Source organism: Bradyrhizobium manausense (assembly GCF_018131105.1).
Lineage (GTDB): Bacteria > Pseudomonadota > Alphaproteobacteria > Rhizobiales > Xanthobacteraceae > Bradyrhizobium > Bradyrhizobium manausense_B.
Genome location: NZ_JAFCJI010000001.1, coordinates 3,100,421 through 3,123,327, shown reverse-complemented (window position 1 = coordinate 3,123,327; position 22,907 = coordinate 3,100,421). Strand labels below are relative to the sequence as shown.

20 protein-coding genes are annotated in these 22,907 nt (G+C 63.2%); 9 read left to right on the top strand and 11 right to left on the bottom strand.

Annotation, left to right across the window (positions count from 1 at the left end; genetic code table 11):
• Positions 1 to 119: 119 nt before the first annotated feature.
• A complete protein-coding gene (locus JQ631_RS14945; protein WP_212327235.1) occupies positions 120 to 1,499 on the bottom strand; it encodes an LLM class flavin-dependent oxidoreductase in 1,380 nt (459 codons plus the stop codon).
• 264 nt (positions 1,500 to 1,763) lie between these two features.
• Between JQ631_RS14945 and JQ631_RS14940 the strand changes: the two genes are divergently transcribed.
• From JQ631_RS14940 to JQ631_RS14915, 6 genes are all read left to right on the top strand, one after another.
• Positions 1,764 to 3,149, top strand: coding sequence for a M20 family metallopeptidase (locus tag JQ631_RS14940; RefSeq protein ID WP_212327233.1), 1,386 nt, complete (start codon positions 1,764 to 1,766; stop codon positions 3,147 to 3,149).
• Between the two features lie 87 nt (positions 3,150 to 3,236).
• Positions 3,237 to 4,148, top strand: coding sequence for an amino acid ABC transporter substrate-binding protein (locus tag JQ631_RS14935; protein ID WP_212327231.1), 912 nt, complete (start codon positions 3,237 to 3,239; stop codon positions 4,146 to 4,148).
• Between the two features lie 116 nt (positions 4,149 to 4,264).
• Positions 4,265 to 4,996, top strand: coding sequence for an amino acid ABC transporter permease (locus JQ631_RS14930; protein ID WP_212327229.1), 732 nt, complete (start codon positions 4,265 to 4,267; stop codon positions 4,994 to 4,996).
• 4 nt (positions 4,997 to 5,000) lie between these two features.
• The gene (locus JQ631_RS14925) at positions 5,001 to 5,693 is read left to right on the top strand and encodes an amino acid ABC transporter permease (RefSeq protein ID WP_212327227.1); all 693 of its coding nucleotides are present in this window, start codon (positions 5,001 to 5,003) and stop codon (positions 5,691 to 5,693) included.
• An 8-nt stretch (positions 5,694 to 5,701) separates the two neighbouring features.
• Positions 5,702 to 6,433, top strand: coding sequence for an amino acid ABC transporter ATP-binding protein (locus tag JQ631_RS14920; RefSeq protein ID WP_212327225.1), 732 nt, complete (start codon positions 5,702 to 5,704; stop codon positions 6,431 to 6,433).
• A gap of 184 nt (positions 6,434 to 6,617) precedes the next feature.
• Positions 6,618 to 7,478: a D-amino-acid transaminase gene (locus JQ631_RS14915; RefSeq protein WP_212327223.1), complete on the top strand. Its 861-nt coding sequence runs from the start codon at positions 6,618 to 6,620 to the stop codon at positions 7,476 to 7,478.
• A 127-nt stretch (positions 7,479 to 7,605) separates the two neighbouring features.
• Here the strand turns inward: JQ631_RS14915 and JQ631_RS14910 are convergent, their stop codons facing one another.
• The 3 genes from JQ631_RS14910 to JQ631_RS14900 form a co-directional block, all read right to left on the bottom strand.
• Entirely contained in the window at positions 7,606 to 8,067 is a 462-nt protein-coding gene (locus tag JQ631_RS14910; RefSeq protein WP_212327221.1) for a carboxymuconolactone decarboxylase family protein, read from the bottom strand.
• 27 nt (positions 8,068 to 8,094) lie between these two features.
• Positions 8,095 to 9,714 carry an MDR family MFS transporter gene (locus JQ631_RS14905; protein WP_212327219.1) on the bottom strand — a complete coding sequence of 540 codons (1,620 nt, stop codon included), beginning with the start codon at positions 9,712 to 9,714 and terminating at the stop codon, positions 8,095 to 8,097.
• A gap of 119 nt (positions 9,715 to 9,833) precedes the next feature.
• Positions 9,834 to 10,985: an HlyD family secretion protein gene (locus JQ631_RS14900; protein ID WP_212327217.1), complete on the bottom strand. Its 1,152-nt coding sequence runs from the start codon at positions 10,983 to 10,985 to the stop codon at positions 9,834 to 9,836.
• A 140-nt stretch (positions 10,986 to 11,125) separates the two neighbouring features.
• On the opposite strand from JQ631_RS14900, the gene JQ631_RS14895 reads away from it, so the two are divergent.
• Positions 11,126 to 12,034, top strand: coding sequence for a LysR family transcriptional regulator (locus tag JQ631_RS14895; RefSeq protein ID WP_212327215.1), 909 nt, complete (start codon positions 11,126 to 11,128; stop codon positions 12,032 to 12,034).
• A 19-nt stretch (positions 12,035 to 12,053) separates the two neighbouring features.
• Here the strand turns inward: JQ631_RS14895 and iaaH are convergent, their stop codons facing one another.
• Positions 12,054 to 13,478 carry an indoleacetamide hydrolase gene (iaaH, locus tag JQ631_RS14890; RefSeq protein ID WP_212327214.1) on the bottom strand — a complete coding sequence of 475 codons (1,425 nt, stop codon included), beginning with the start codon at positions 13,476 to 13,478 and terminating at the stop codon, positions 12,054 to 12,056.
• Between the two features lie 75 nt (positions 13,479 to 13,553).
• A complete protein-coding gene (locus JQ631_RS14885) occupies positions 13,554 to 17,003 on the bottom strand; it encodes an indolepyruvate ferredoxin oxidoreductase family protein (RefSeq protein ID WP_212327213.1) in 3,450 nt (1,149 codons plus the stop codon).
• 153 nt (positions 17,004 to 17,156) lie between these two features.
• On the opposite strand from JQ631_RS14885, the gene JQ631_RS14880 reads away from it, so the two are divergent.
• Entirely contained in the window at positions 17,157 to 17,612 is a 456-nt protein-coding gene (locus tag JQ631_RS14880) for an Lrp/AsnC family transcriptional regulator (protein ID WP_212327212.1), read from the top strand.
• 45 nt (positions 17,613 to 17,657) lie between these two features.
• Here JQ631_RS14880 and JQ631_RS14875 read toward each other — a convergent pair whose 3' ends face one another.
• Positions 17,658 to 18,161 (bottom strand): DUF8737 domain-containing protein, encoded by a 504-nt coding sequence (locus JQ631_RS14875; protein WP_212327211.1) that lies wholly within the window; start codon positions 18,159 to 18,161, stop codon positions 17,658 to 17,660.
• Between the two features lie 57 nt (positions 18,162 to 18,218).
• Positions 18,219 to 18,620, bottom strand: a complete 402-nt coding sequence (locus JQ631_RS14870) for a hypothetical protein (protein WP_249160297.1) — start codon at positions 18,618 to 18,620, stop codon at positions 18,219 to 18,221.
• Between the two features lie 87 nt (positions 18,621 to 18,707).
• On the opposite strand from JQ631_RS14870, the gene JQ631_RS14865 reads away from it, so the two are divergent.
• On the top strand, positions 18,708 to 19,628 hold the full coding sequence (locus JQ631_RS14865) for a LysR family transcriptional regulator (RefSeq protein WP_212327210.1): 921 nt from the start codon (positions 18,708 to 18,710) through the stop codon (positions 19,626 to 19,628).
• A 1-nt stretch (position 19,629) separates the two neighbouring features.
• Here JQ631_RS14865 and JQ631_RS14860 read toward each other — a convergent pair whose 3' ends face one another.
• The 3 genes from JQ631_RS14860 to JQ631_RS14850 are packed head-to-tail and all read right to left on the bottom strand — an operon-like array spanning position 19,630 to position 22,872.
• Positions 19,630 to 20,415 carry a fumarylacetoacetate hydrolase family protein gene (locus JQ631_RS14860; protein WP_212327208.1) on the bottom strand — a complete coding sequence of 262 codons (786 nt, stop codon included), beginning with the start codon at positions 20,413 to 20,415 and terminating at the stop codon, positions 19,630 to 19,632.
• Positions 20,416 to 20,430: 15 nt separating this feature from the next.
• Positions 20,431 to 21,798 carry an LLM class flavin-dependent oxidoreductase gene (locus tag JQ631_RS14855; RefSeq protein ID WP_212327206.1) on the bottom strand — a complete coding sequence of 456 codons (1,368 nt, stop codon included), beginning with the start codon at positions 21,796 to 21,798 and terminating at the stop codon, positions 20,431 to 20,433.
• Positions 21,799 to 21,819: 21 nt separating this feature from the next.
• Positions 21,820 to 22,872 carry an Ldh family oxidoreductase gene (locus JQ631_RS14850; RefSeq protein ID WP_212327204.1) on the bottom strand — a complete coding sequence of 351 codons (1,053 nt, stop codon included), beginning with the start codon at positions 22,870 to 22,872 and terminating at the stop codon, positions 21,820 to 21,822.
• Positions 22,873 to 22,907: the final 35 nt, after the last annotated feature.

Below are 22,907 nucleotides of genomic sequence, written 5' to 3'. Positions count from 1 at the left end.
GGTTGCCGCCGCCGTCATTTGCGAGGGGCGTAGCGGCGAAGCAATCCAGACTGCTTCCGCGGCGGGACCCTGGATTGCTTCGCTTCGCTCGCAATGACGAGGAGGAGGCAGTTGGGAGCCTACCCCTTCTTCCCCACCCGATACCCCGCCGCCGGATGCGGCGCATCGAGCCGGGCGCGGCCGTCGCCGAACAGCTTCTCCCGCAATGTGCCCTTGGCGTATTCCGGCTTGTATCGCCCGCGCCTAGTCAACTCCGGCACGAGCATGTCGCTGATATCCTCGAAATCACCGGGCGAGATCGCAAAGGCAACGTTGAGACCATCAACGTCGGTCTTCTCGAACCAGTCCTCGATCTTGTCCGCGACGCTCTCGGGCGTGCCGACCACGACCGGGCCGGCGCCGCCGATCCCGACATGTTCGATGACGTCGCGCACGGTCCATACGCGGTCGGGGTCGCCGCGAGTGACGTTGTCGAGCGCGCTGCGACCGGCATCGTTCTGGACGTGACGGACCTGTTGATCGAGCTCGTAACCGGAGAAATCGATGCCGGTCCATCCGGACATCAGCGCGAGCGCGCCTTCCGGATTGATATGCGACCTATAGTCGGCATATTTCGCCGCCGCTTCGGCTTCGGTGTTGCCGAGGATGATCGTCATCATGTTGAACATCAGGATCTCGGCCGGGTTGCGGCCGAGGGCCGCGGCCTCCTGGCGGATCGCGGCGACCCGCGGCGCAATGATCTTGGCCGACGGTCCCGACATGAAAACGCATTCGGCATGTTTTGCGGCAAACTGCCGCCCGCGCGGCGAGGTGCCGGCCTGGTACAGAACCGGCGTCCGTTGCGGCGATGGCTCGCTGAGGTGAATGGTGTTGTTGATGCGATAGTTTGCGCTCTCGTGATTGACGCGATGAACCTTGCTGGGATCGGTGAAGATGCCGCTCTTGCGGTCGCGGACCACCGCCTCGTCCTCCCAGCTTCCCTCCCAGAGCTTGTAGACGACCTCCATATATTCGTCGGCGATGTCGTAGCGGTCGTCGTGCCCGGCCTGCTTGTCCTTGCCGGCGCCGCGCGCAGCGCTGTCGAGATAGCCGGTGACGACGTTCCAGCCGATCCGTCCCTCGGTGAGATGATCGAGCGTCGACATTCGCCGCGCGAACGGGTAGGGCGGCTCGAACGACAGATTGCTGGTGACGCCGAAGCCGAGGTTTTTCGTCACCGCGGCCATCGCCGACAGCAACAACAGCGGCTCGTTGGACGGCGTCTGTGCTGCATTGCGCAACGCTGCGTCAGGGCTGTTGCCATAGACGTCGTAGACGCCGAGCACGTCGGCCAGGAACAGCCCGTCGAAACGGCCGCGTTCCAGCGTTTTGGCGAGATCAATCCAGTAGGGCAGGCGGTTATATTCGGCGGTGCGGTCGCGCGGATGGGTCCACAGGCCCGGTGATTGATGCGCGACGCAATTCATCGCAAATGCGTTGAGCCTGATCTGCTTGGCCATGCTGGTCCCCCGGCGCCCTGTACTGAGCGCTCTTCGAATGATAGACGTGCGCCCCAACTTGGCGGACGTTCTTGCATATGGTTGGGCATTGGCAAGGCCAAAATCAGCGGTGCTCCCGCGCCTGGCAAGCCAATCTCAAGAGCGCAAGAACGGAATCCCAAGAGAAGTACAAGAGAACTAGAAGAACTATCCAGCTCCCCGCCACTTTCGGAGGTTTGCCCGTGTCGGGTAATATCCTTCGTCCTAAAGCTTCGAAAACCAGCCATGACCAGAGCCGACGCCATCGCCCGCGCCCGGGACGACTTCAAATCCGGTGCGTTCCTTGCTGAACTCGACCGCCGCGTCGCCTACAAGACCGAAAGCCAGAATCCGTCGCGCGGACCCGAACTGCGCGCCTATCTGGAACAGGAGATGATGCCGGCCTTCGCGGCGCTGGATTTCACCAGCCGCCTGGTCGAATCTCCGAGCGACAAGGCGCCATTCCTGTTTGCCGAGCATCATGAGAGCGCGTCTCTCCCGACCGTGCTGGTCTACGGCCATGGCGACGTCGTCGACGGCATGGAAGGCGAGTGGCGCGACGGTCGCGATCCCTGGCGCACGACGGCGGCAGGCATTCGTCTCTACGGTCGCGGCACTGCCGACAACAAGGGGCAGCACAGCATCAACATGGCCGCGCTCCGCGCGGTGCGCGAGGCCCGCGGCGGCAAGCTTGGCTTCAATGCCAAATTCATCGTCGAGATGGGCGAGGAGATCGGTTCGCCCGATCTCGGCAAGGTCTGCGATCTCAATCGCGACGCGCTCAAGGCCGATCTGTTCATGGCCTCCGATGGGCCCCGGCTGTCCGCGGACCGGCCGACGCTGTTCCTGGGATGCCGCGGCGGCATCCGCATCCATCTCGACGTGAACTTGCGCGATGGCGGCCATCATTCCGGCAATTGGGGCGGTGTGCTCGCCAATCCCGCGACCATCCTGGTCAACGCGATCTCGACGCTGGTGGACGGCCTTGGCCGGCTGCAGCTCGAGGCGCTGAAGCCGCCGCGGCTCACCAACCAGATCCGCAGCTATCTGGCTGATGTGCAGGTGGTGCCGACCGAGGACGAACCCGCGCTTGCGGAGAATTGGGGCGAGGACGGCCTGTCCGCGGCCGAACGGCTCTACGCCTGGAACACGCTGGAAGTGCTGGCGATGTCGTCGGGCAATGTCGGGAAGCCGGCCAACGCCATTCCCGGTCACGCCAGTGCCGTGCTGCAACTGCGTTTCGTGGTCGGCACCAAGGTCGATGGCATGATCGATGCGATCAGGGCGCATCTGGTCGAAAAGGGCTTTCCGATGGTCGAGGTGCGGGCGGCCCAGAGCTTTGCCGCATCGCGCACTGATTTCGACAGCCCCTGGATCAAATGGGCGGCTGATTCAGTCCAAAACACCACCGGCAAGGCGCCGGCGGTGCTGCCGAACTTCGGCGGCTCGCTGCCGAACGACGTGTTTTCCGAGATTCTGGGCCTGCCGACGATCTGGGTCCCGCACTCCTATCCCGGCTGCTCCCAGCATGCGCCCAATGAGCACATCCTGCTGCCATTGACGGAAGAGGCCTTGACGGTGATGGCCGGCCTGTTCTGGGATCTCGGGGAATTGCCACGCCCGTTAACCTGAGCTTCGATCCCGTCGAAAGTCACATTCTAATCCAAGCCGATTTGTGCTTGCATCCCGCCCGCATCATCCTGAAAGGGGACCAAAAAAGTGAGACATTTCCGTAGCATCGGGCTCGCGCTCGCCGCGACCTTCGCCGTCAGCCAGGCAGGGGCCGAGGAGCTGACCGGCACGCTGAAGAACATCAAGGACACCGGCGCCATCACGCTGGGCTTCCGCGACTCTTCGATCCCGTTCTCCTATCTCGACGACAACCAGAAGCCGGTCGGCTTCGCGATGGACATCTGCTACAAGATCGTCGACGCCGTGAAGAAGGAGCTCAAGCTCGACAAGCTCGAGGTGAAGCTCAACCCGGTGACCTCGGCGACGCGTATTCCGCTGATGGCGAACGGCACCATCGACCTCGAATGCGGCTCGACCACCAACAATGCCGAGCGCCAGAAGCAGGTCGCCTTCACCAACACCCACTTCCTGACCGCCAGCCGCTACGTCTTCAAGAAGGCAAGCGGCCTGAAATCGATCGACGACCTCAAGGGCAAGACGGTGGTCTCCACCGCCGGCACCACCAACATCAAGCAACTGACCGAAGCCAACGTCGAGAAGAAGCTCGGCGCCAACATCATCCCGGCCAAGGACCATGCGGAAGCTTTCCTGATGGTCGAGACCGATCGCGCCGTGGCCTTCGTCATGGACGACATCCTGCTGGCGAGCCTCGTCGCCGGATCGAAGTCGCCGTCGGACTACGTCATCTCCAAGGATGCATTCTCCAAGCCCGAGCCCTACGGCATCATGCTGCGCAAGGACGACGCGCCGTTCAAGAAGGTGGTCGATGCCGCGACCGCTGCGCTCTACACCTCGGGTGAAGGCCAGAAGATCTACGACAAATGGTTCACCCAGAAGATCCCGCCGAAGGGTCTGAATCTCAACACTCCGATCTCCGCTGAGCTGAAGCACGAATTCGCCAAGCCCTCGGACTCGCCGAACCCGGACGATTACAAGTAAGCTACAACCCTGATCTTTCGATCGGGATCATGTCCGGCCACTCTTGACACCAGAGTGGCCGGACATTTGCATAGGGGCCGGGACATCTCTGACTGGCGCGTTCGCGCGGGGGACACGTGAACTACCATTGGAACTGGGGAATCTTTTTCCAGCCGAACCCGATGGGGACCGGCACCTATCTCGACCTGCTGCTGTCGGGACTGGTGCTGACCCTCGAAACCGGGGTGTTGGCCTGGATCATCGCACTGATCACCGGCTCGATCGTCGGCGTGATGCGGACGCTGCCGTCGAAGTCGGCCTCCTGGTTCGGCTTCTGCTACGTCGAATTCTTCCGGAACATGCCGCTGCTGGTGCAGCTGTTCCTGTGGTTCTTCGTGCTGCCGGAGCTGCTGCCGAAGTCTGCCGGCCTGTGGCTGAAGCAATTGCCGAATGCTCCGTTCTGGACGGCGGCGATCGGCATCGGCTTCTTCATGTCGGCGCGCGTCGCGGTGCAATTGCAAGCCGGCATTGGGTCCTTGCCGCGAGGGCAAAAGATGGCCGCGACCGCGCTCGGGCTGACCACGGTGCAGGGCTATCGCTACGTGCTGCTGCCGATGGCCTTCCGCATCGTCCTGCCCCCGCTGACATCGGAGTTCCTCAACACCATCAAGAACACCGCGGTCGCCATCACCATTGGCCTGCTGGAGCTGACCGGACAGGCGCGCTCGATGCAGGAATTTTCGTTCCAGGTGTTCGAGGCCTTCACCGCAGCAACGCTGCTCTATCTCCTCGTCAACGCCGTCGTCGTGACTGCGATGCGCTTCCTCGAGCGTTACGTCGCGATCCCCGGCTACATCACGGGGAAATAGCACCATGTTCAGCAATTTTGATTTCGACGTCATCATCCGCGCGCTGCCCTATCTGTTTTACGAGGGCATGAGCTTCACGATCCTGCTGACGGCGTTGTCCGCGCTCGGCGGCCTGATCTTCGGCACGGCCATCGCGCTGATGCGGCTCTCCGGCTACAAGACGCTCGGACGCATCGCCGGCCTCTATGTCGACTTCATGCGCTCGCTGCCGCTGGTGCTGGTGATCTTCTGGTTCTACTTCCTGGTGCCTTACATCGGGCAGTGGCTGACGGGGGCTTCGCGCCCCATCAGCGTCGGCGCGTTCGCATCCTCGCTCATCACCTTCATCATGTTCGAGGCCGCGTACTTCTCCGAGATCATGCGTGCCGGCATCCAGTCGATCTCGCGGGGACAACCGGCTGCGGCCAACGCGCTCGGCCTGACCTACGCGCAGACCATGCGCTATGTCGTGCTGCCACAGGCCTTCCGCAACATGCTGCCGGTGCTGATCACGCAGACCATTGTGCTGTTCCAGGACACCTCGCTGGTCTACGTGCTGTCGATCACCGATTTCCTCGGGGCGGCCAGCAAGGTCGCGCAGCGTGACGGTCGTCTGGTCGAGATGTACCTGTTTGCGGCCGTCGTCTACTTCACCATTTCCTGTATCGCGTCCTTCGGCGTCCGTCGCCTGCAGGCGCGCATCGCCATCCTTCGCTAGGGCCCGTCATGATCGAGATCAGTCACGTCGATAAATGGTACAGCCCGACCTTCCAGGTGCTGACCGATTGCACCACCAGCGTTGCCAAGGGCGAGGTGGTGGTGGTGTGCGGTCCCTCAGGATCCGGCAAGTCGACCTTGATCAAATGCGTCAACGCGCTGGAGCCGTTTCAGAAGGGCGACATCAGCATCGACGGCGTCAAGGTCAACGACCCCAAGACCGATTTACCGAAGCTGCGTTCGCGCGTCGGCATGGTGTTCCAGCATTTCGAGTTGTTCCCGCATCTCAGGATCATCGACAATCTCTGCCTCGCCCAGGAGAAGGTGTTGGGCCGGGCACACGACAAGGCAAAGATCAAGGGCATGGCGCTGCTCGAGCGCGTCGGGTTGACGGAGCATGCGCAGAAATTTCCGGCGCAACTGTCCGGCGGCCAGCAGCAGCGCGTCGCGATCGCTCGCGCGCTCGCCATGGACCCGATCGCCATGCTGTTCGACGAGCCGACCTCGGCGCTCGATCCTGAAATGATCAGCGAGGTGCTCGACGTCATGGTCGATCTCGCCCGTGATGGCATGACCATGATGGTCGTGACCCACGAGATGGGATTTGCCCGCAAGGTCGCCAACCGCGTGATCTTCATGGACCGTGGCGAGATCGTCGAGGACGCGCTGAAGGACGACTTTTTCGGCAAGCCCCGCAGCGACCGCGCTCAGAAGTTCCTGTCGAAGATCCTGTCGCATTGACCCCACCATGATCCCGGGGCGCGCGTAGCGCGAGCCTGGGATCCATCAGGCGGCAGTATCCGGAGTTAAATGGATTCCGGGCTCATTCGCTTTGCGAATGCCCCGGAATGACGAAACGAGGGGTGATCGCTCCCCCCAACTGGCGTATAACGCCTTTAATCCCTTTCCCGCCAGGAGACCCGCCTTGGATTCGATCGCCTACGTCAACGGCTCATTCGTCCCGCTCTCGGACGCGAAAATCTCGGTGCTTGATCGCGGCTTCCTGTTCGCCGACGGCATCTACGAGGTCTCGGCCGTGCTCGACGGCAAGCTGGTCGACAACGCCTCGCATCTGGCGCGGCTGGAGCGCTCGGTCGGCGAGATCAAGCTCAGGCTGCCGGAGACGGTCGAGCGCATCACCGAGATCCAGAAAGAGCTGATCGCCCGTAACAAGGTCGCGAACGGCCTCGTCTATCTCCAGGTCACGCGCGGCGCCGACAAGGGCCGCGACTTCGCTTTCCCGAAGGGCGACGTCGTATCGAGCCTGGTGATGTTCACTTCCGAAAAGGACATCATCAACGCGGCTTCCGCCAAGACCGGCATCAACGTGATCACGGTGCCTGACATCCGCTGGGAACGGCGCGACATCAAGAGCGTCGCGCTGCTGGCGCAGGTGCTGGCGAAGCAAGCTGCGGCCGAGGCCGGCGCCGGCGAGGCCTGGATGCTGGAAGACGGCTACGTCACCGAGGGCGGCTCGTCCTCGGCCTTTATCCTCACCAAGGACGACGTCATCGTCACCCGCAAGAACTCGAATGCGATCCTGCCGGGCTGCACCCGCAAGGCTGTCGTCGCGCTCGCCGAAGAGCGCCAGCTCCGCGTCGAGGAGCGTTCCTTCACGGTGGAAGAGGCGCTCGCAGCCAAGGAAGCGTTCGCCACCTCGGCTTCGCTGTTCGTGCAGCCGGTGATCGCCATCGACGGCAAAAAGGTCGGCGACGGCAAGCCCGGTCCGATGGCAACGCGGCTGCGCGAGATTTACGTCGAGTTCGCCAAGGCAACGGCGGTTTAAGTTAAGAACTCCGCTAACGTAGGGTGGGCAAAAGGCGCGCTTGCGCCGTGCCCACGTCTTCCGTCGCGTATGCGCGGACAAGGGTGGGCACGCTTCGCTTTGCCCACCCTACGAGACTGCCCGTGGTTCACGCCACCGACGCCTTCACCTTCACCGGATGAACTGCACGGAACGCGATCGCGAGCCTATTCCAGGCATTGATGGCGCCGATCAGTGCGGTCAGGTTCACCGTATCCGCATCGGAGAATTGGGCGCGGACCTGCTCGTAAGCATCGTCCGGCGCGCGCGTTTCCGCAATCAATGTCACCGACTCGGTCCAGGCCAGCGCGGCGCGCTCGCGATCGGTATAGAGCGGGGATTCGCGCCAGGCGTTGAGCAGGTAGATGCGCTGCTCGGTCTCGCCGCGCTTGCGGGCATCCTCGGTGTGCATGTTGATGCAGAAGGCGCAGCCGTTGATCTGCGACGCGCGGATCTTGACGAGCTCGATCAGCGACTTCTCGAGGCCGGTCGACTGGATCTGCTCTTCCAGCGCCATCAGCGCCTTCATCGTGTCGGGGGCGGCTTGGTAGAAATTCATGCGGGGCTTCATGGTCGTTCTCCTTTGCTTGGGTTGAGGTCAGTGTGCACCGCCGGCCGAGGCGTGGCCGGCTTTCTTCAGGAACAGGACGGCGATCAGGGCCACGATCAGCGCTACGCCGAGCAGGTAGAACGTGTCGCTGAAGGCGAGGATATAGGCCTGCTTCTGCACGATATGACCGATCGCGACATAGGCACGATGCGACGCATCGGCACGATCGAGCACACCGTGATTGATGAAGTACTGCGTGAGCTGCTCCAGCCGCGTGCGGGTGGCCTGCTCGAACACCGAGACCGACTGCATCAGCACGTTGGAGTGATATTGCTCCCGCTTGGTCAGCACGGTCTGCAGCAGCGCGATGCCGACGGCGCCGCCGAGGTTGCGCATCATGTTGAACAGGCCGGAGGCCGAGCCCGCGTTCTCCGGCTCGATGCCCGATGTCGCGACCGCCGACAGCGGCGCCATGACCAGCGCCTGGCCGACGGCGCGAACGACATTCGGCCATAACAGCTGATCGGCGGCGTAGTCGCTGGTCATGAATATGTTCATGAAGTTGGAGCCGGCGAACAGCACGAAGCCAACGCCGATGATGAATCGCGCGTCGAACTTCTGCATCAGGCGCGGCACCAGCGGGATCAGCACCAGCTGCGGCAATCCGGTCCAGGCCAGCACGGTGCCGATCTGCTCGGCATTGTAGCCCTGGATGCGCGACAGATATTGCGGCAGGATGAACACCGATCCGTACAGCGCGATGCCGAGCAGGAAATTGGCGAGCATGCCGAAGCCGAAATTGCGGCGGACCAGCAGGCGCAAATTGAGCAGCGGCTTCTTCACGGTGAGCTCGATGATCAGGAACGCAGTCAACGCCACGGCCGCGATCACGCTGAGCTTGACGATGAAGGGCGAGCCGAACCAGTCATCCTTGTTGCCTTCCTCCAGCACGGTCTGAAGCGCGGAGAGGCCGATTGCCATGGTGATGATGCCGGCCCAGTCGCCCTCGCGAAGCAGCGACAGCTTCATCGGCTTGGCATCGAGCGCATACCAGAGCATGCCGACCATGATCGCGCCGGGCACGAGGTTGACGTAGAAAATGTACTGCCAGCCAAGATTTTCGGTGAGATAGCCGCCGATGGTCGGACCGATCGCCGGCGCGAACGTCGCCGACAGCGCGAACAGCGCAAGACCGACCGGTTGCTTGGCGCGCGGCAGCAGCGTGATGATCAGCGTGAAGGCCATCGGGATCAGTACGCCGCCGGTAAAACCCTGCACGGCGCGCAGCACGATCATCTGCGGCAGGTCCTGCGCCAGCGCACAGGCTGCGGAGAGAGCCAGGAACAGGATCGCGTTGGTGAGCAGATAGATCCGGATCGAAAACACCTGTGCGAGCCAGCCGGACAGCGGGATCACCACGATCTCGGCAATGAGATAGGAGGTCGAGATCCAGCCGCCATCGTCGATGCCGGCGCCGATCGCGCCCTGGATGTCGGCGAGCGAGGCGTTGACGATCTGGATGTTCAGCACCGCCATGAAGGCGCCGAGCGTGGCGCCGATCACGGCGATCCAGGTCTTGGCGGAGACGACAGGCGCTGCGGGTGCGGCCGTCGGCGCGGGGAGATTGGCAGCGGACGCGGCGTTGAGGGTCGGTTGAAGCGTACTCATGGAAGCCTCGTCTCTGATGCGGAGACAGGATGCGTCAGGCGGATGGTTTCGGTAACCAGGGAAGTCCGGGAAGGATCATCCGGCAGGACTTGATAATCCTGCCGCGATCCTCCGCGAGGTCAGCCCCCGTTCGGACGCGGTGCGTTGTCGGCGACGCGCTTGGTGGTCTCGCGCTCGGCCACCACGGTCGCCTTGGTATCAACGGTCGGAACCGCCGACATGCCGGGCCGCAACAGACCGGTGAGGCTGTGATCGTCGAGCACAATCTTCACCGGAACGCGCTGCACGATCTTGGTGAAGTTACCCGTGGCATTGTCGGGAGGCAGCAGCGCGAATTCAAGTCCGCTGGCCGGCGAAAGGCTGTCGACATGGCCGTGCAGCGTGCGATTGCGAAAACTGTCGACATGCAGCTCGACCGGCTGGCCGGCGCGCACATGCGTGAGCTGGGTCTCCTTGAAATTCGCGACGACGTAGACCGCGTCGAGCGGAACCACCGCCATCAGTTGCGTGCCCGCCTGCACGAACTGACCGACGCGCAAGCTGCGGGCACCGACCGTGCCGTCCACCGGCGCGGTGATCTCCGTATAGGACAGGTTCAGCTCGGCCTGGTCGGCGACAGCGCGGGCGCGATCGAGTTGCGCTGTGGCCTGGGCGCGCTGGGTCGTCAGCACGTCGACCTTGCGTTGGGCTGCCACCAGGCCCGACTTGGCGTGTTGCAATTGCGCGTTGCTGGCGCGGAGTGCCGCATCGGTCTGTTGCGCGCGTTGGATCGTGCCGGAGCCCGACTTCATGAGTTCGTCGTACCGGGCGCGCTCTTCCTGCGCGAATTTCAGATTTGCATCGGCGGCCGCGACGTCGGCCGTGCTCTGCGCGATGATCGGCTGTTGCAGCTCGAGCTGGGCATCGAGGTTGCGGACCGAGGCTTCGGCTGCGGCGACGTCGGCGCGAGCCTGGCCGAGAGCGGCCTTGAAATCGCGGTCGTCGATCCTGGCGAGCACCTGGCCCGCCCGGACCTTTTCGTTGTCGCCGACCAGCACCCGGGCGATGTAGCCCGACACCTTCGGTGCGATGATGGTGGAATCCGCCTTCACATAAGCGTCATCGGTCGTTTCCAGGTAACGGCCGGTGGTCAGGTAATTGTAGCCAAAGTCGCCGGCAGCGGCGACGCCGAGGGCCAGTGCCAGCCCCAAGGCCGCCCGCTTGATCGCCTGCCGGGACGGCTTCAAGCTGATTTTATCAGTTGTTTCAGTGGTATAAGCTGCATTCGACATGACGCCCTCGGAATTCCCATGCGCCTGTTTCGAGCAGAGCGCGCTTGATCATCGCAAGATGCGTTGTCCCGGCCGCTGTGATAATCCCTGAATTGATGGAAGCATTATCCAGCAATAGCGGATAATCGGAGCCTTAAGCCATGGACCGCTTCACCAGCCTCACGGCCTTCGTCCGCGTGGTCGAAAGCGGGGGTTTCTCGGCCGCTGCCCGTCGTCTCAATATGTCGACGACCATGGTAAGCAACCACGTCCAGGCCCTGGAGGACCGGCTTGGCGTGCGGTTGCTCAACCGCACGACGCGAAAAGTGAGCCTCACCGAAATCGGCAAGGCCTACTACGACCGCTCGACCCAGATTCTTGCGGATCTCGAACAGGCCGACGACATTGCCGGCGCGCTGCAATCGGCGCCGCGCGGCACGCTGCGTATCCACACGGCCACCCACATGGTTTCGTTCGTGGCGCCCGTGATGGTCGAATTCCTTACGACCTATCCGGAGGTCAAGGTCGACCTGCGCATGGGCGAGTCCAATGTCGACCTGATCGAAGACGGTTTTGATCTCGCATTGCGCATGGTGGCGCCGCCCGACTCGAGCCTGATCGTGCGGAGCCTTGCGACCTGGCGGCACGTGCTGTGCTGTTCGCATTCCTATATCGAGGCGCATGGGCGCGTGCAGACGCTCGAAGAGCTTGCCGGCCATAATTGCGTGCGCCACATCAACTACCCCTTCGATGAATGGCGCTTCTTCGATCGCAAGGGAACGCCAGCCTCGGTACGTATCTCGGGCAATCTGATCACCAACAGCGGCGAAGCCCTGCGCGAGGCGACATTGCAAGGCGCAGGCGTCAGTTTGGCGGCTGGCTTCCTGGTGAGCGAGGATCTCGATGCCGGCCGGCTGGTGCGGCTGCTGCCGGAATATCGGCCGGTCGAGATGTCGATGAACGCGGTCTACCCGCATCGCCATCATCTGTCGGCGAAGGTGAGAACCTTCATCGACATGCTGGTGCATCACAGCGCCGAGCAGCAGAAGCTGATCAATCCGTATTCGTGAGACCGACCCTGCGAGAGCATTAGCGCGGCGGCGGTAATCGTCCGAACACGCCATCAAGCGCTACGCCAATCGCAAGCAACCGTTCATCACTCCCCGCTGGTCCGTCCAGTTCGAGCCCGATTGGAAGCTTGCTGGTCTCACCCGATCCAATCGGAATCTGAATCCCGGGAATGCCGGCATTGCTGCCGGGATCGGTGTTCTGGATGAACAGTCCGAAATTCTCGAGGCTGCTCGACTCCGGATTGGAAGCAATCGCAACTTGCGGCGTGGTCGGAAAGACGACGGCGTCGATCCTGTTGCTTGTAAAAGTCTGCTCGTAGAGCGTCTGAAGTGCGGGCCTCGCGACGTTGATCGCATGGTCGTAAAGCGGCTTCGCATCGACAAAGCTGCCATCGGGCGCGGGCAATTTGCGCGGCAGAACCAGGCCCTCATAGGTGCCCTTGACGTCGGGGCTCGCGATTTGCGCGACCATCGCCTCGATCGTCACGCCTGTGCCGGTCCGTTCGAGATAAGCGACCATGTCGTCATGGGCCTCAAACAGCGCGACCGGAAATCCGACCTGGCCGTTGAGGGCGGCGAGCTCCGGCATCTCGATGTCGACCACGATCACGCCCTGCGCCTTCAATCGGGTGAGCGCGGCGTGGAACGCGGCTTCCGTATCTGTGTCGAGATTCGCCAGCATGCTCTTCACGAGGCCGAGACGAACCTGCCCGAGATCGGTTGGCATGATCGCATCACCACCCGCGATAACGCGGTCGAGCAGGGCGACGTCCGCCATGATAGCTGCCATCGGGCCTGCGGTGTCGCGGGTATGCGAGATCGGCGCGATGCCGGCTTGCGGATAACGGCCGACGGTCGGCCGCAGCGAGGCGCAACCATTCAGCGCGCCGGGGACGCGCACCGATCCGCCGGTGTCGGTGCCGAGCCCGCCGGCCACGATCCGGGCGCCGATCGCGGCCCCCGTTCCGGACGAGGAGCCGCCGGCGATCAGTGTTCGGTCATAGGCGTTGCGCACGCCGAATTCGGCGCCGGTCTTGAATGCGGTGTTGTAGCCGGAGATGCCGAAGGCAAGCTCGTGCATGTTGGTCTTGCCGATGATGACGGCGCCCGCGGCGCGCAGCTTCGCCACGACAGGCGCGTCAACGCTCGGAATGAAGCTCTTCAGCCCCGGCGTTCCGGCGGTGCAGGGCAGGCCGGCAACCTCGATGTTATCCTTGATCACGATGGGAACGCCGCCGAGCGGCTTGTTCCCCGCGCCTGCACCCTGCGCATCGAACGCCACAGCGGCCTTCAGAGCCCCCTCTTCGTCCAGGGTGACGAAGGCGTTGAGGTCGGTCTTGGCCTTGGCGCGGGCGAGCGCCTCGGAGGTGAGAGCGTGGCTCGTGATTTTTCCGGCCGCCAGCTCGGCTGCCGCCTGGGTCAGGGTCGTCTGGTCAAAGTCCATGATGCGCCACCCGATTGCAGGGCTCCCCGAGGGAGCCTGTTCGATCCGCAAGGCTGAAGCCTCCGCGGCGTCGCGTCAACCGGTGGCGTGTATCTTTGCCGGCGCAGGTGTGGTGAGAGCAGCGAACAGCCGCTCCACCTCGGGCTTCACTTTCGCGATCGCGATGTCCTTCACCGGCCCGTAACCGCGGATCTCCATCGGCGCTTTGGCGATGGCGACGAGATCTGGCAGATGCGCCTTGTCGAGCTTAACAAGCATTTGCGCGATGATGCCTTCGTACCACGCAATCAGCTCCCGCTCGGCGCGACGTTCAGCGGTGGTACCGAACGGATCGAACGGCGTTCCGCGCAACACCTTCAGTCGTGCAAGGACCGCGAGCGGCATCTGGATCCACTGGCCAAAAGCGCGTTTGCGCGGGCGGCCGCGTGCGTCCCGGTCGGACGGCAGGAACGGTGGGGCCATGTGATATCGGAGACTGAAGCCGTCCTCGAACTCGCGCTTCAGCTCATCGCGGAAGCCGCTCTGCATGTGCAGGCGCGCGACTTCGTATTCGTCCTTGTAGGCCATCAGCTTGAACAGGGCACGCGCGACCGCCTCGGTGAGCGTCTCGCTGTTGAGGGCAACTTCGGCACCGCGAACTTTGGCGACGAGCGCCCGATAGCGAGCCGCGTAGGCCTCGTCCTGATAGGCGACGAGGAATTCGGCACGGCGGTTGATGATTTGGTCGAGCGTCTCGGCCTTCGGCGTCGCGGCAACACCGGGCAAAAAGTCCGGATCTTCAGCGGCGATGCGGCCCCATGCAAAAGCCTGCTTGTTGCGCTCGACCGCTATCCCGTTGAGATCGATCGCGCGGAGCAACGATTGCAGCGAGACCGGCACCAGCCCGCGTTGCCATGCAAAGCCGAGCATGATGATGTTGGCATAGACGGCGTCGCCGAGCAGACGTTCGGCCAGTTCGTTTGCGTTGATACTGTCGAGATTGTCATTGCCGATGACCTGCCGGATCGCACGCAGTCTGGCAGGGGAGGCGAGATCGGCATCACGGAAGCGGACGACGTCGCCGGTTGGCATCTCCGCGGTGTTGATGGCCGCGCGCGTGCCACGCCGATAGGTGCCGGACGCCTTTGCAGAAGAGCTGACGACGAGATCACAGCCGATCAGCGCATCGGCCGCGCCCTGGTCGATGCGGACTTGATGCAGCGCATCGGGACCTGATGCGAGGCGGATGTAGCTCAGCACCGGACCGAATTTCTGCGCAAAGCCGGTAAAGTCCAGCACCGAGACACCGCAGCGTTCGAGATGCGCGGCCATGCCGATCAACGCGCCGACGGTGATCACGCCGGTGCCGCCGACGCCGGTCACGAGCAGATCATAGGGACGCTCGAGCGTTGCAGGTGCGGGAAGGGGCAGCGTGGCGGCACGGCCAGTCGCATCGATCTCGCTTGCGTTCTTCTTGCGACGCGTCGCGCCTTCAACGGTGACAAAGCTCGGGCAGAAGCCATTGAGGCAGGAGAAGTCTTTGTTGCAGGCGGACAGGTTGATTTTCCGCTTGCGGCCGAACGGCGTCTCCTTCGGCTCGACGCTGAGGCAATTGGACTCGACCGAGCAATCGCCGCAGCCTTCGCAGACGAGGTCGTTGATGTACGCAAAGCGTTTGGGATCGGCCATCTGTCCGCGCTTGCGCCGGCGCCTCTTTTCGGTGGCACATGTCTGCTGATAGATCAGCACCGAGACGCCGCTGACGTCGCGCAGTTCGCGCTGCACGGCGTCCATCTCCTCGCGCGGATGGATGGTGACGCCAATGGGCAAATCCGCCGGCAGGAATTGCGCGGGATCATCCGACACCAGCGCGATGCGCGCTACGCCCTCGGCGCGGACGCTGTGTGCGATGGCATGCACGCTGACGGGGCCGTCGACCGGCTGGCCGCCGGTCATGGCGACGGCGTCGTTGAACAGGATCTTGTAGGTGATATTGGCCTTGGCCGCGATCGCCTGCCTGATCGCCATCGAGCCGGAATGGTAATACGTGCCTTCGCCGAGGTTCTGGAAGATGTGCTTGTTGCCTGTGAAGCGCGACGAAGCCGCCCAGTTTACCCCTTCGCCGCCCATCTGGATCAGCGAGGATGTTTCGCGGTCCATCCAGCTCGCCATGAAATGGCAGCCGATGCCGGCCAACGCTTTCGAGCCTTCGGGCACCTTCGTCGAACTATTGTGCGGACACCCCGAGCAGAAATAGGGCGTGCGCGTCGCGCCGCTGACATTGATGGTGCGCTCGGCTTCCGGCAACAACGCGGCTGCACGCGCAGTGAGATTGAGGCCCGGGAACATCGGATCGAGCCGTCGGGCCAACACCGAGGCGAGAGCGCGCGGCGACAATTCGCCGATCCAGGAGATCAGCCGCGCGCCGGTTTCGTCATGCTTGCCGACCATGCGCTCGGGCTTGCTGCCGGGATAATCGTAAAAGTACTCCTTGAACTGACTTTCGATGATGCCGCGCTTTTCCTCAACCACGAGGATCTCGCGTTTGCCCTTCACAAAGTCCATCGCGTCGTGCAGCGCCAGCGGCCAGACCATGCCGACCTTGTAGATATCGATGCCGATGCTGCGGCAGGCCGCTTCGTCGAGGCCCATCAGCCGCAGCGCCTCCATCAGATCGAGATGCGCCTTGCCCGTGGTGACGATGCCGTAGGTGGCATTGGGGATGTCATAGATGTGACGATCGATCGGATTGGCTTTGGCGAAGGCGTAGACCGCGTGCTTCTTTGCCTCCAGCCGCTCCTCGATCTGCGGGCCCGGAAGGTCGGGCCAGCGATAGTGCAGGCCGCCGGGAGGTGGCGTGAAGTCGGGGGTACTGAAGAGGCGCGGCGAACGCAGTGCGACGGAGGCGCCTGATTCCACGATCTCCGAGATGGCCTTGAAGCCGACCCACATGCCCGAGAAGCGGCTCAGCGCATAGCCATACGCGCCGAATTCCAGATATTCGCTGACGCTGGCGGGGTGCAGCGTCGGCATGAACCAGCTCATGAAGGCGACGTCGGATTGGTGCGGCATCGACGACGACACGCAGCCGTGGTCGTCGCCGGCGACAACCAGCACACCGCCATGCGGCGAGGAGCCGTAGGCGTTGCCATGCTTGAGCGCGTCGCCGGAGCGATCGACGCCGGGGCCCTTGCCGTACCAGAGCCCGAACACGCCATCGACTTGACGATCGGCTTGGGTCTCGACCTGCTGCGAGCCGAGCACGGCGGTGGCGGCGAGGTCCTCGTTCACGGCCGGGAGGAATTCGATGCGGTCGCGCTTCAATCGCTCCTGGATGCGCCAGAGCTCCAGATCGATGCCGCCGAGCGGCGAGCCGCGATAGCCGGAGATGAAGCCTGCGGTGTTGAAGCCACTCGCACGATCGCGCCTGATCTGGTCGAGTGCGATGCGGACGATGGCCTGCGTGCCCGTAAGGAAGACCCGGCCCTCCTCGCGATCGTAGCGGTCGGAGAGTTCGTAGGCGTCGAGTGACGAAATGGCGTCCATGGCGGACCTCGCGCGGCATTCTGCCGAGGAGGCCAAGGGTAAGCCCGCGGCGTTGGTAGGTCTTACCTATTCATCCCAATGTGAGGGCTGAAACGGTAGAGTTTTGCATTGAGGCTGCAAATTTGGTAGATTTAATCGATTTGAGGGCAGCCGATGATTGAAGACCAGGACACGCGGATTCTCGCCTACCTCCAGACAGACGGCCGTGCCACTAACCAGCAGCTTGCTGACGAGGTCGGCATGTCGACGTCGGCCTGCTGGCGCCGGGTGCGCGCGCTCGAGGAAAGTGGTGTGATCCGCGGCTATGCGGCGCTCGTCGCGCGCGAGCAGGCAGGCTTTGCGATGTCGGCCATCCTCCACGTCTCGCTGGAGCGGCACGATACGAAATTCGTCGACGAGTTCGTGTCGCGCGTCACCACGCGCCGCGAGGTGCTGGAGTGTTTTGCGACGACCGGTGATGCCGATTACCATCTTCGCGTCGTCGTGCAGGACATGGCCGCCTATAACCGCTTCCTCGACGAATTCATGTTCCGCATTCCTGGCATCCGTCATGTCCGTAGCAACGTGGTGCTGAAGGAAATCAAGACCGGTGTAGCGCTGCCGTTTTGAGCGGTTCTGAGCCGGGCGCGATGCAACGCTGGTACACCTGCGGCGTCACGACCTCTGCGCTTCCGATCCGGGCTTCAGCAGAAGCATGAAGACGAGAACGTGGCCGACGAGCAGCAAAGGCACATAAAGGGCCGGGATATAAATTCCGGCGCCGAACAGGCCGGGATTTTGAATCTTCGTCGCGCCCACGTAATACGCATTCAGGAGATCGAACGTCCCCCAGACGTTGAAGATCCAGACCATCGGAACGGCGATCGACCATCGCCTGGAGAGCGCCGCCATCGAAATGAGTGCGAGAGTGGCTGCGGTAAGGTCTCCCCATCCGACTTCACTGGCGAAATCCGGGCTCAATTCCGGGGAAACGAACCCGGCGACCATGAAATTCATCCCCAGGAAACGGAACGCATGGAAGGCTGCGAGAAGTCTCAGGGCGTCATGGCGCGGCATCGCACGGACGAAGGGCCAAACATAGAGCGAGGCCACGACAGCACTGGTCAGCAAGGCGCCCGCAACACTGAGGACGAACGGAAGGTTGAAGCCCGGTGGCACGTTCGGATCTCCTTGCCATGGTTGGTCTGGTCGAATAAGGGCGAGGCAGGCGACGGATCAGGGTTTCGGCATGAGCAGGCGGAGCGGCATCAGTGGGCCGACGGCGATGTATTCGTGGTCGATGAGATCCTGCCTGGCGAGCGGCAGTGCATCCATGATCGCGTGCGCTTCGGCATCATCCTTCGCATCCAGCAGGAAGACGGCGCCCCGCCCATCGGACCGGGAATACCATTCACGGACTTTTCCGCTGAGATAGAGCTGGACGGTCTGCCTGACTTCATCAGGCATGACGGCCATGATTTGCTCGCGCGTGATGCCCGCCTTGACGGTCAGGATGACAATGACCCCGGTGGTCGTGGGTGACAGCGCTTGTGCCTGGGCGGCGGATGGTTCAGTCATGGCGGTAACCCCTGTCATTGTGAGGGCGAGTGTCAGGACGGCGTTGCGGATTGCGTTCATCGGTTTCGCTTCTCCGGCTCGGTCATTTGCAAGCCGGATGTAGAGCGTCTTTCCGTGAGCGACTATTCGCGATAATGTTCACAGGCCATGAAGCAGAACTTCACAGTCAGGCAGGGAGCGCTCGACGGTGTCGAGGCGTTTCTCAGCGTCGCCCAGCACCGCAGTTTCAGGCGGGCGGCTGCCGAACTGGGGGTCACGCCCTCGGCGATCAGTCAGGCGGTTCGGGCGCTCGAAGCGCGTGTCGGGGCTGCGCTCTTCATCCGCACCACTCGCAGCGTTGGTCTGACCGAAGCCGGCGAGAAATTTTTTGCGCGAGCAAGACCGGCCTTTGAGGAGCTCGTCGCGGCCAGCGGGGCTGCACGTGAGCTCGGTCAGCGGCCGGCCGGGCTGCTGCGTCTGACCGTGCCGCGCTCGGTCGTTCCGATCCTGCTCGAGCCGCTGATCGCCTCGTTCTGCCAGGCTTATCCAGAGATCGAGGTCGAGCTCGCTGCCAGCGAGGAACTTGTAGATCTCGCCGCCGGAGGCTTCGATGCCGGCATCAGGATGGGCCAGTTCATCACCCCCGACATGATTGCGGTGCGGCTGACCAAGCCGCTACCGCTCATCGTCGTCGGCAGTCCCGCTTACCTCCGCCGTGCCGGCCGGCCCGAACATCCGGCCGATCTCCGCACCCACGCTTGCTTGAGATTGCGACGATCAAACGGCGCTCTTGCATCATGGTTGCTCACCGATGACGGCCGCTCGGTCGAGATTGTGGTGTCAGGTCCCTTCATCGCCTACGATTTTCCGACGATGCTTGGAGCCGCGATCGAGGGTGTGGGTCTTGCGCAAGTGCCCGCACCATTGGCCACCGGCGCCATCGCGGCGGGAAAACTCGTTCCCGTGCTGGACCAATTCTCGCAGATGACCCCAGGTGTGTTTCTCTACTATCCCGGCCATCGGCAAATCATGCCGAAGCTGCGCGCCTTCATCGACCATGTGAAGAGCCGGTCGGTGGGCTTGAGCTGATCTACTGCCCCTCTCGCACAAACCTGTTCCGCAATGTGCCGACACCAGTGATGTCGATCTCGACCACGTCGCCATGCTTGATGTCAGGCGAGGCACCATCGGTGCCCATCCAGATCACGTCGCCCGGCCACAGCGTAAAATACTTCGTCAGCTCGACCAGGAACGGCACCACGCCAAAGATCATGTCGTTGGTGTGGAAGCGATTGGTCTCCTTGCCGTTGACCCGGACGATGGTTTCCATCGCTGCGAGATCGGCCTCCGTCTCGATCCACGGCCCCATCGGCTTGAACGTGTCGGCATTCTTCGAGCGCCACAGGCCGCGGTCGGCCTTCTGCCAGGTGCGCTCGCTGACATCGTTGCCGATGGTGTAGCCGAACACGCAATCTATCGCGTTCGCTTCGGTGAGATGCTTCACCTTCTTGCCGATGACGACGGCGAGCTCACCCTCGTAGTGGATCTTCTCCGTCGCGAAAGACGGGATCACGACGACCTCGTCATGCGCGATCAGCGCGTTCTGGGCGCGATAGCCGATCTCGGGGCGGTCAGGCACGGCGGGTACCGTGCCGGCCTTGTCGGCGGCTTCCTTCAGATGCTTCAGATAGTTCAGGCCGACGCAATAGAAGGTACGCGGGATCAGCGGCAGCTCTATCTTGACCTCGCCAAGCGGATGCGTGCGTGAGGTGCGCTGCCAATCGCCAAAGGGATCGCCGTCGACCGCGATCACCCTGTCGCCCTCAACGATCCCCCAGGATGTTTTGCTGGAGGTGGTGAATTTCAGCCAACGCATGTTTTGTCCTCGTCGTTATTCGGCGGCATCGCGCGGCTGCACTTTCCACGCACCGGCCGCGGGCCGCTTCAGCCCGAGGTTCTCCCGCAACGTCTTGCCGCGGTATTCTTTCTGGAACAAGCCGCGGCGCTGCAACTCCGGCACGACATGCTGCACGAAATCGGCGTAGGAGCCGGGCACGTAAGTCGCGGCGATGACAAAGCCGTCACTGCCGCGCTCGACGAACATTTCCTCCAGCTTGTCCGCGATCTCCTTGGGGCCGCCGACCATGGCGTCATGCACCTGACCGCGGCCGGAGAAGGTGACGAAGTCGCGCGCGCTTGGATTGCTCTTGCCTGAAGTCTTCAGCACGCCGTCACGAATGCCCAGAATGCCCTGCATGCTCTTGAGTTCTTCCGTCGTCAGCGGTTCGTCGAGGTCCTTGGACGCGAAGTCGTAATTGAGCGCCTCGGCGAGCAGCGACAGCGCGTCGATCTCCAGCGGCAGCTTGTTGATCAGCGCCATCTTGTCTTCGGCTTCCGCCTTGGTCGCCGCGCAGACCGGCGTCGTCAAATTGCAAAGCCGCATCTGATCGGGATCGCGGCCAGCTTTCGCGGCCTCGTTGCGGACGGCCGCATAGCCGTCTTTGGCGCCCTGGAGATTGCGCGCGGCGGTAAAGATTACCTCGCCCCATCGGCCGGCAAAGCGCTGGCCGCGGCCGGATGCGCCGGCCTGGATGATGACGGGATGGCCTTGATCCGAGCGCGGTACCGTGAACGGGCCGCGCGACTTGAAGGATGGTCCGTTGTGGTCGAGCCGCTTCACCTTGCTCGGATCGGCAAAGCGGCCGCTGGTCTTGTCCATGATCAGCGCACCGTCTTCCCAGGTGTCCCAATGGCCGAGCACGACCTCCATGAACTCATCGGCCTTGTCGTAGCGGGAATCATGTTCGGGATGGGAGTCGCGGCCCATGTTGAGCGCCTCGCCGTCGTTGAGCGAGGTGACGACGTTCCAGCCTGCGCGTCCGCCCGACATCAGATCGAGCGTGGCGAAGCGGCGGCCGACGTCGAACGGCTCGTAATAGGTTGTCGAGCAGGTCGCGCCGAGCCCGAGCTTGTCGGTTACCATGCCCATCGTGGTCAGCACGATCAGCGGGTCCATCTTCACGCAGCGGATGCCGTATTCGACGGTATGGGCGTGGTCGTTGCCGTAGCGGTCCGGCATCGCCAGGCGATCGTCGAAGAAGGCCATGTGGAATTTGCCGGCCTCGAGGATCTTCGCGATCTCCTGGTAATAATCCGCCGACATCGAATCGCTGCGCGAGTCCGGATGCCGCCATGAGCTCGGCAAGTTGGTGCAGTTCTGCGCCTGAAGGAAGCCGACCAGGACCATCTGCCGATTCATGCTGCTGTTCTCCTGTTAGCGTCAGGACAGATCAAGGACGGTGTCGAGCCTGTAGTCGCGCGCCAGCGCGCGCAGCTTCTCCCAGGTCGCATCCTCGATTTCGATGCCGTCGCGCAATCGCTGCTGCTCGCGCACGCCTTCGATCTCGCCGGGATAGTAGACGCCCTTGCTGCCCTCGGATGGCGGCGTCGATTTCAGGTATTGCGCGAATTCCGCGACCTCGCGCTTGAACTCTTTCAGCGGGCGGAATGCGGCGACGTTGAACACCGCCATGAAGCATCCGTCGTTGTGCCGCCCCGTCGGCTCGACGCCGAAACCGAGACCGGTGAGCAGGCCGCAGAGCACCTCGACCATCGCGGCCAGACCGCTGCCCTTGTAGCCCTCGGTACCGCCGAGCGGCAGCAGCGCGCCGCCCTTGCGGTATTGGGTGGGATCGGTGGTGTGCCGTCCGTCGGCATCGATGATCCACCCCGTCGGGATTTCCTCGCCGCGGGCGACAGCGAGCTGGATCTTGCCGGCCGCCACTGCCGACGTCGCCATGTCCAGATAGAAGGGCGCCTCGAGATCGGACGGCACCGCGATCGAGATCGGGTTGGTGCCGAGCCGCGCCTCCTTGCCGCCGAACGGCGCGACGTGCTTTGGCGAGCGGCCGGAGTCCGCCGTCGCAATCCCGATCATGCCTTCACGCATTGCCATCAGCGGATAGGCGGCGAGGCGGCCGACATGGCTTTGTCGAAACACGGTGCAGGCGGCGACATTCGCCGTCTTTGCCTTGTCGATCGTCAGCGCCATCGCCTTGGCGTTGACGTGGAAGCCGAAGCCCCAATGGCCGTCGATCACGGTCGTGGTCGCCGATTCCTGGACGATGGTCCATTTCGCGCCCGGGACGATGTGTCCGGCCTTGATGCGGTCGATATAGGTGGGAACCGCGATCACGCCGTGGGAATCGTGCCCGGCGAGATTGGCGTTGATGCATCCGACAGCAACGGCGTCGGCTTCTTCCTCGGAGGCGCCCGCGGCACGGAGCAGCGCAGCGCTGATTCGCGTGAGGCGGTCGGCCTTGACGATGGGCATGGCGTTCCCTCGGCTTTGTGCCCTTAACGGGCTCG

Bases quoted from the DNA above. Each gene is read 5' to 3' on its own strand.
- JQ631_RS14945 (WP_212327235.1), bottom strand. From the start codon at position 1,499: ATGGCCAAGCAGATCAGGCTCAACGCATTTGCGATGAATTGCGTCGCG.
- JQ631_RS14940 (WP_212327233.1), top strand. From the start codon at position 1,764: ATGACCAGAGCCGACGCCATCGCCCGCGCCCGGGACGACTTCAAATCC.
- JQ631_RS14925 (WP_212327227.1), top strand. From the start codon at position 5,001: ATGTTCAGCAATTTTGATTTCGACGTCATCATCCGCGCGCTGCCCTAT.
- JQ631_RS14920 (WP_212327225.1), top strand. From the start codon at position 5,702: ATGATCGAGATCAGTCACGTCGATAAATGGTACAGCCCGACCTTCCAG.
- JQ631_RS14910 (WP_212327221.1), bottom strand. From the start codon at position 8,067: ATGAAGCCCCGCATGAATTTCTACCAAGCCGCCCCCGACACGATGAAG.
- JQ631_RS14905 (WP_212327219.1), bottom strand. From the start codon at position 9,714: ATGAGTACGCTTCAACCGACCCTCAACGCCGCGTCCGCTGCCAATCTC.
- JQ631_RS14900 (WP_212327217.1), bottom strand. From the start codon at position 10,985: ATGTCGAATGCAGCTTATACCACTGAAACAACTGATAAAATCAGCTTG.
- JQ631_RS14895 (WP_212327215.1), top strand. From the start codon at position 11,126: ATGGACCGCTTCACCAGCCTCACGGCCTTCGTCCGCGTGGTCGAAAGC.
- iaaH (WP_212327214.1), bottom strand. From the start codon at position 13,478: ATGGACTTTGACCAGACGACCCTGACCCAGGCGGCAGCCGAGCTGGCG.
- JQ631_RS14885 (WP_212327213.1), bottom strand. From the start codon at position 17,003: ATGGACGCCATTTCGTCACTCGACGCCTACGAACTCTCCGACCGCTAC.
- JQ631_RS14880 (WP_212327212.1), top strand. From the start codon at position 17,157: ATGATTGAAGACCAGGACACGCGGATTCTCGCCTACCTCCAGACAGAC.
- JQ631_RS14870 (WP_249160297.1), bottom strand. From the start codon at position 18,620: ATGAACGCAATCCGCAACGCCGTCCTGACACTCGCCCTCACAATGACA.
- JQ631_RS14865 (WP_212327210.1), top strand. From the start codon at position 18,708: ATGAAGCAGAACTTCACAGTCAGGCAGGGAGCGCTCGACGGTGTCGAG.
- JQ631_RS14860 (WP_212327208.1), bottom strand. From the start codon at position 20,415: ATGCGTTGGCTGAAATTCACCACCTCCAGCAAAACATCCTGGGGGATC.
- JQ631_RS14855 (WP_212327206.1), bottom strand. From the start codon at position 21,798: ATGAATCGGCAGATGGTCCTGGTCGGCTTCCTTCAGGCGCAGAACTGC.
- JQ631_RS14850 (WP_212327204.1), bottom strand. From the start codon at position 22,872: ATGCCCATCGTCAAGGCCGACCGCCTCACGCGAATCAGCGCTGCGCTG.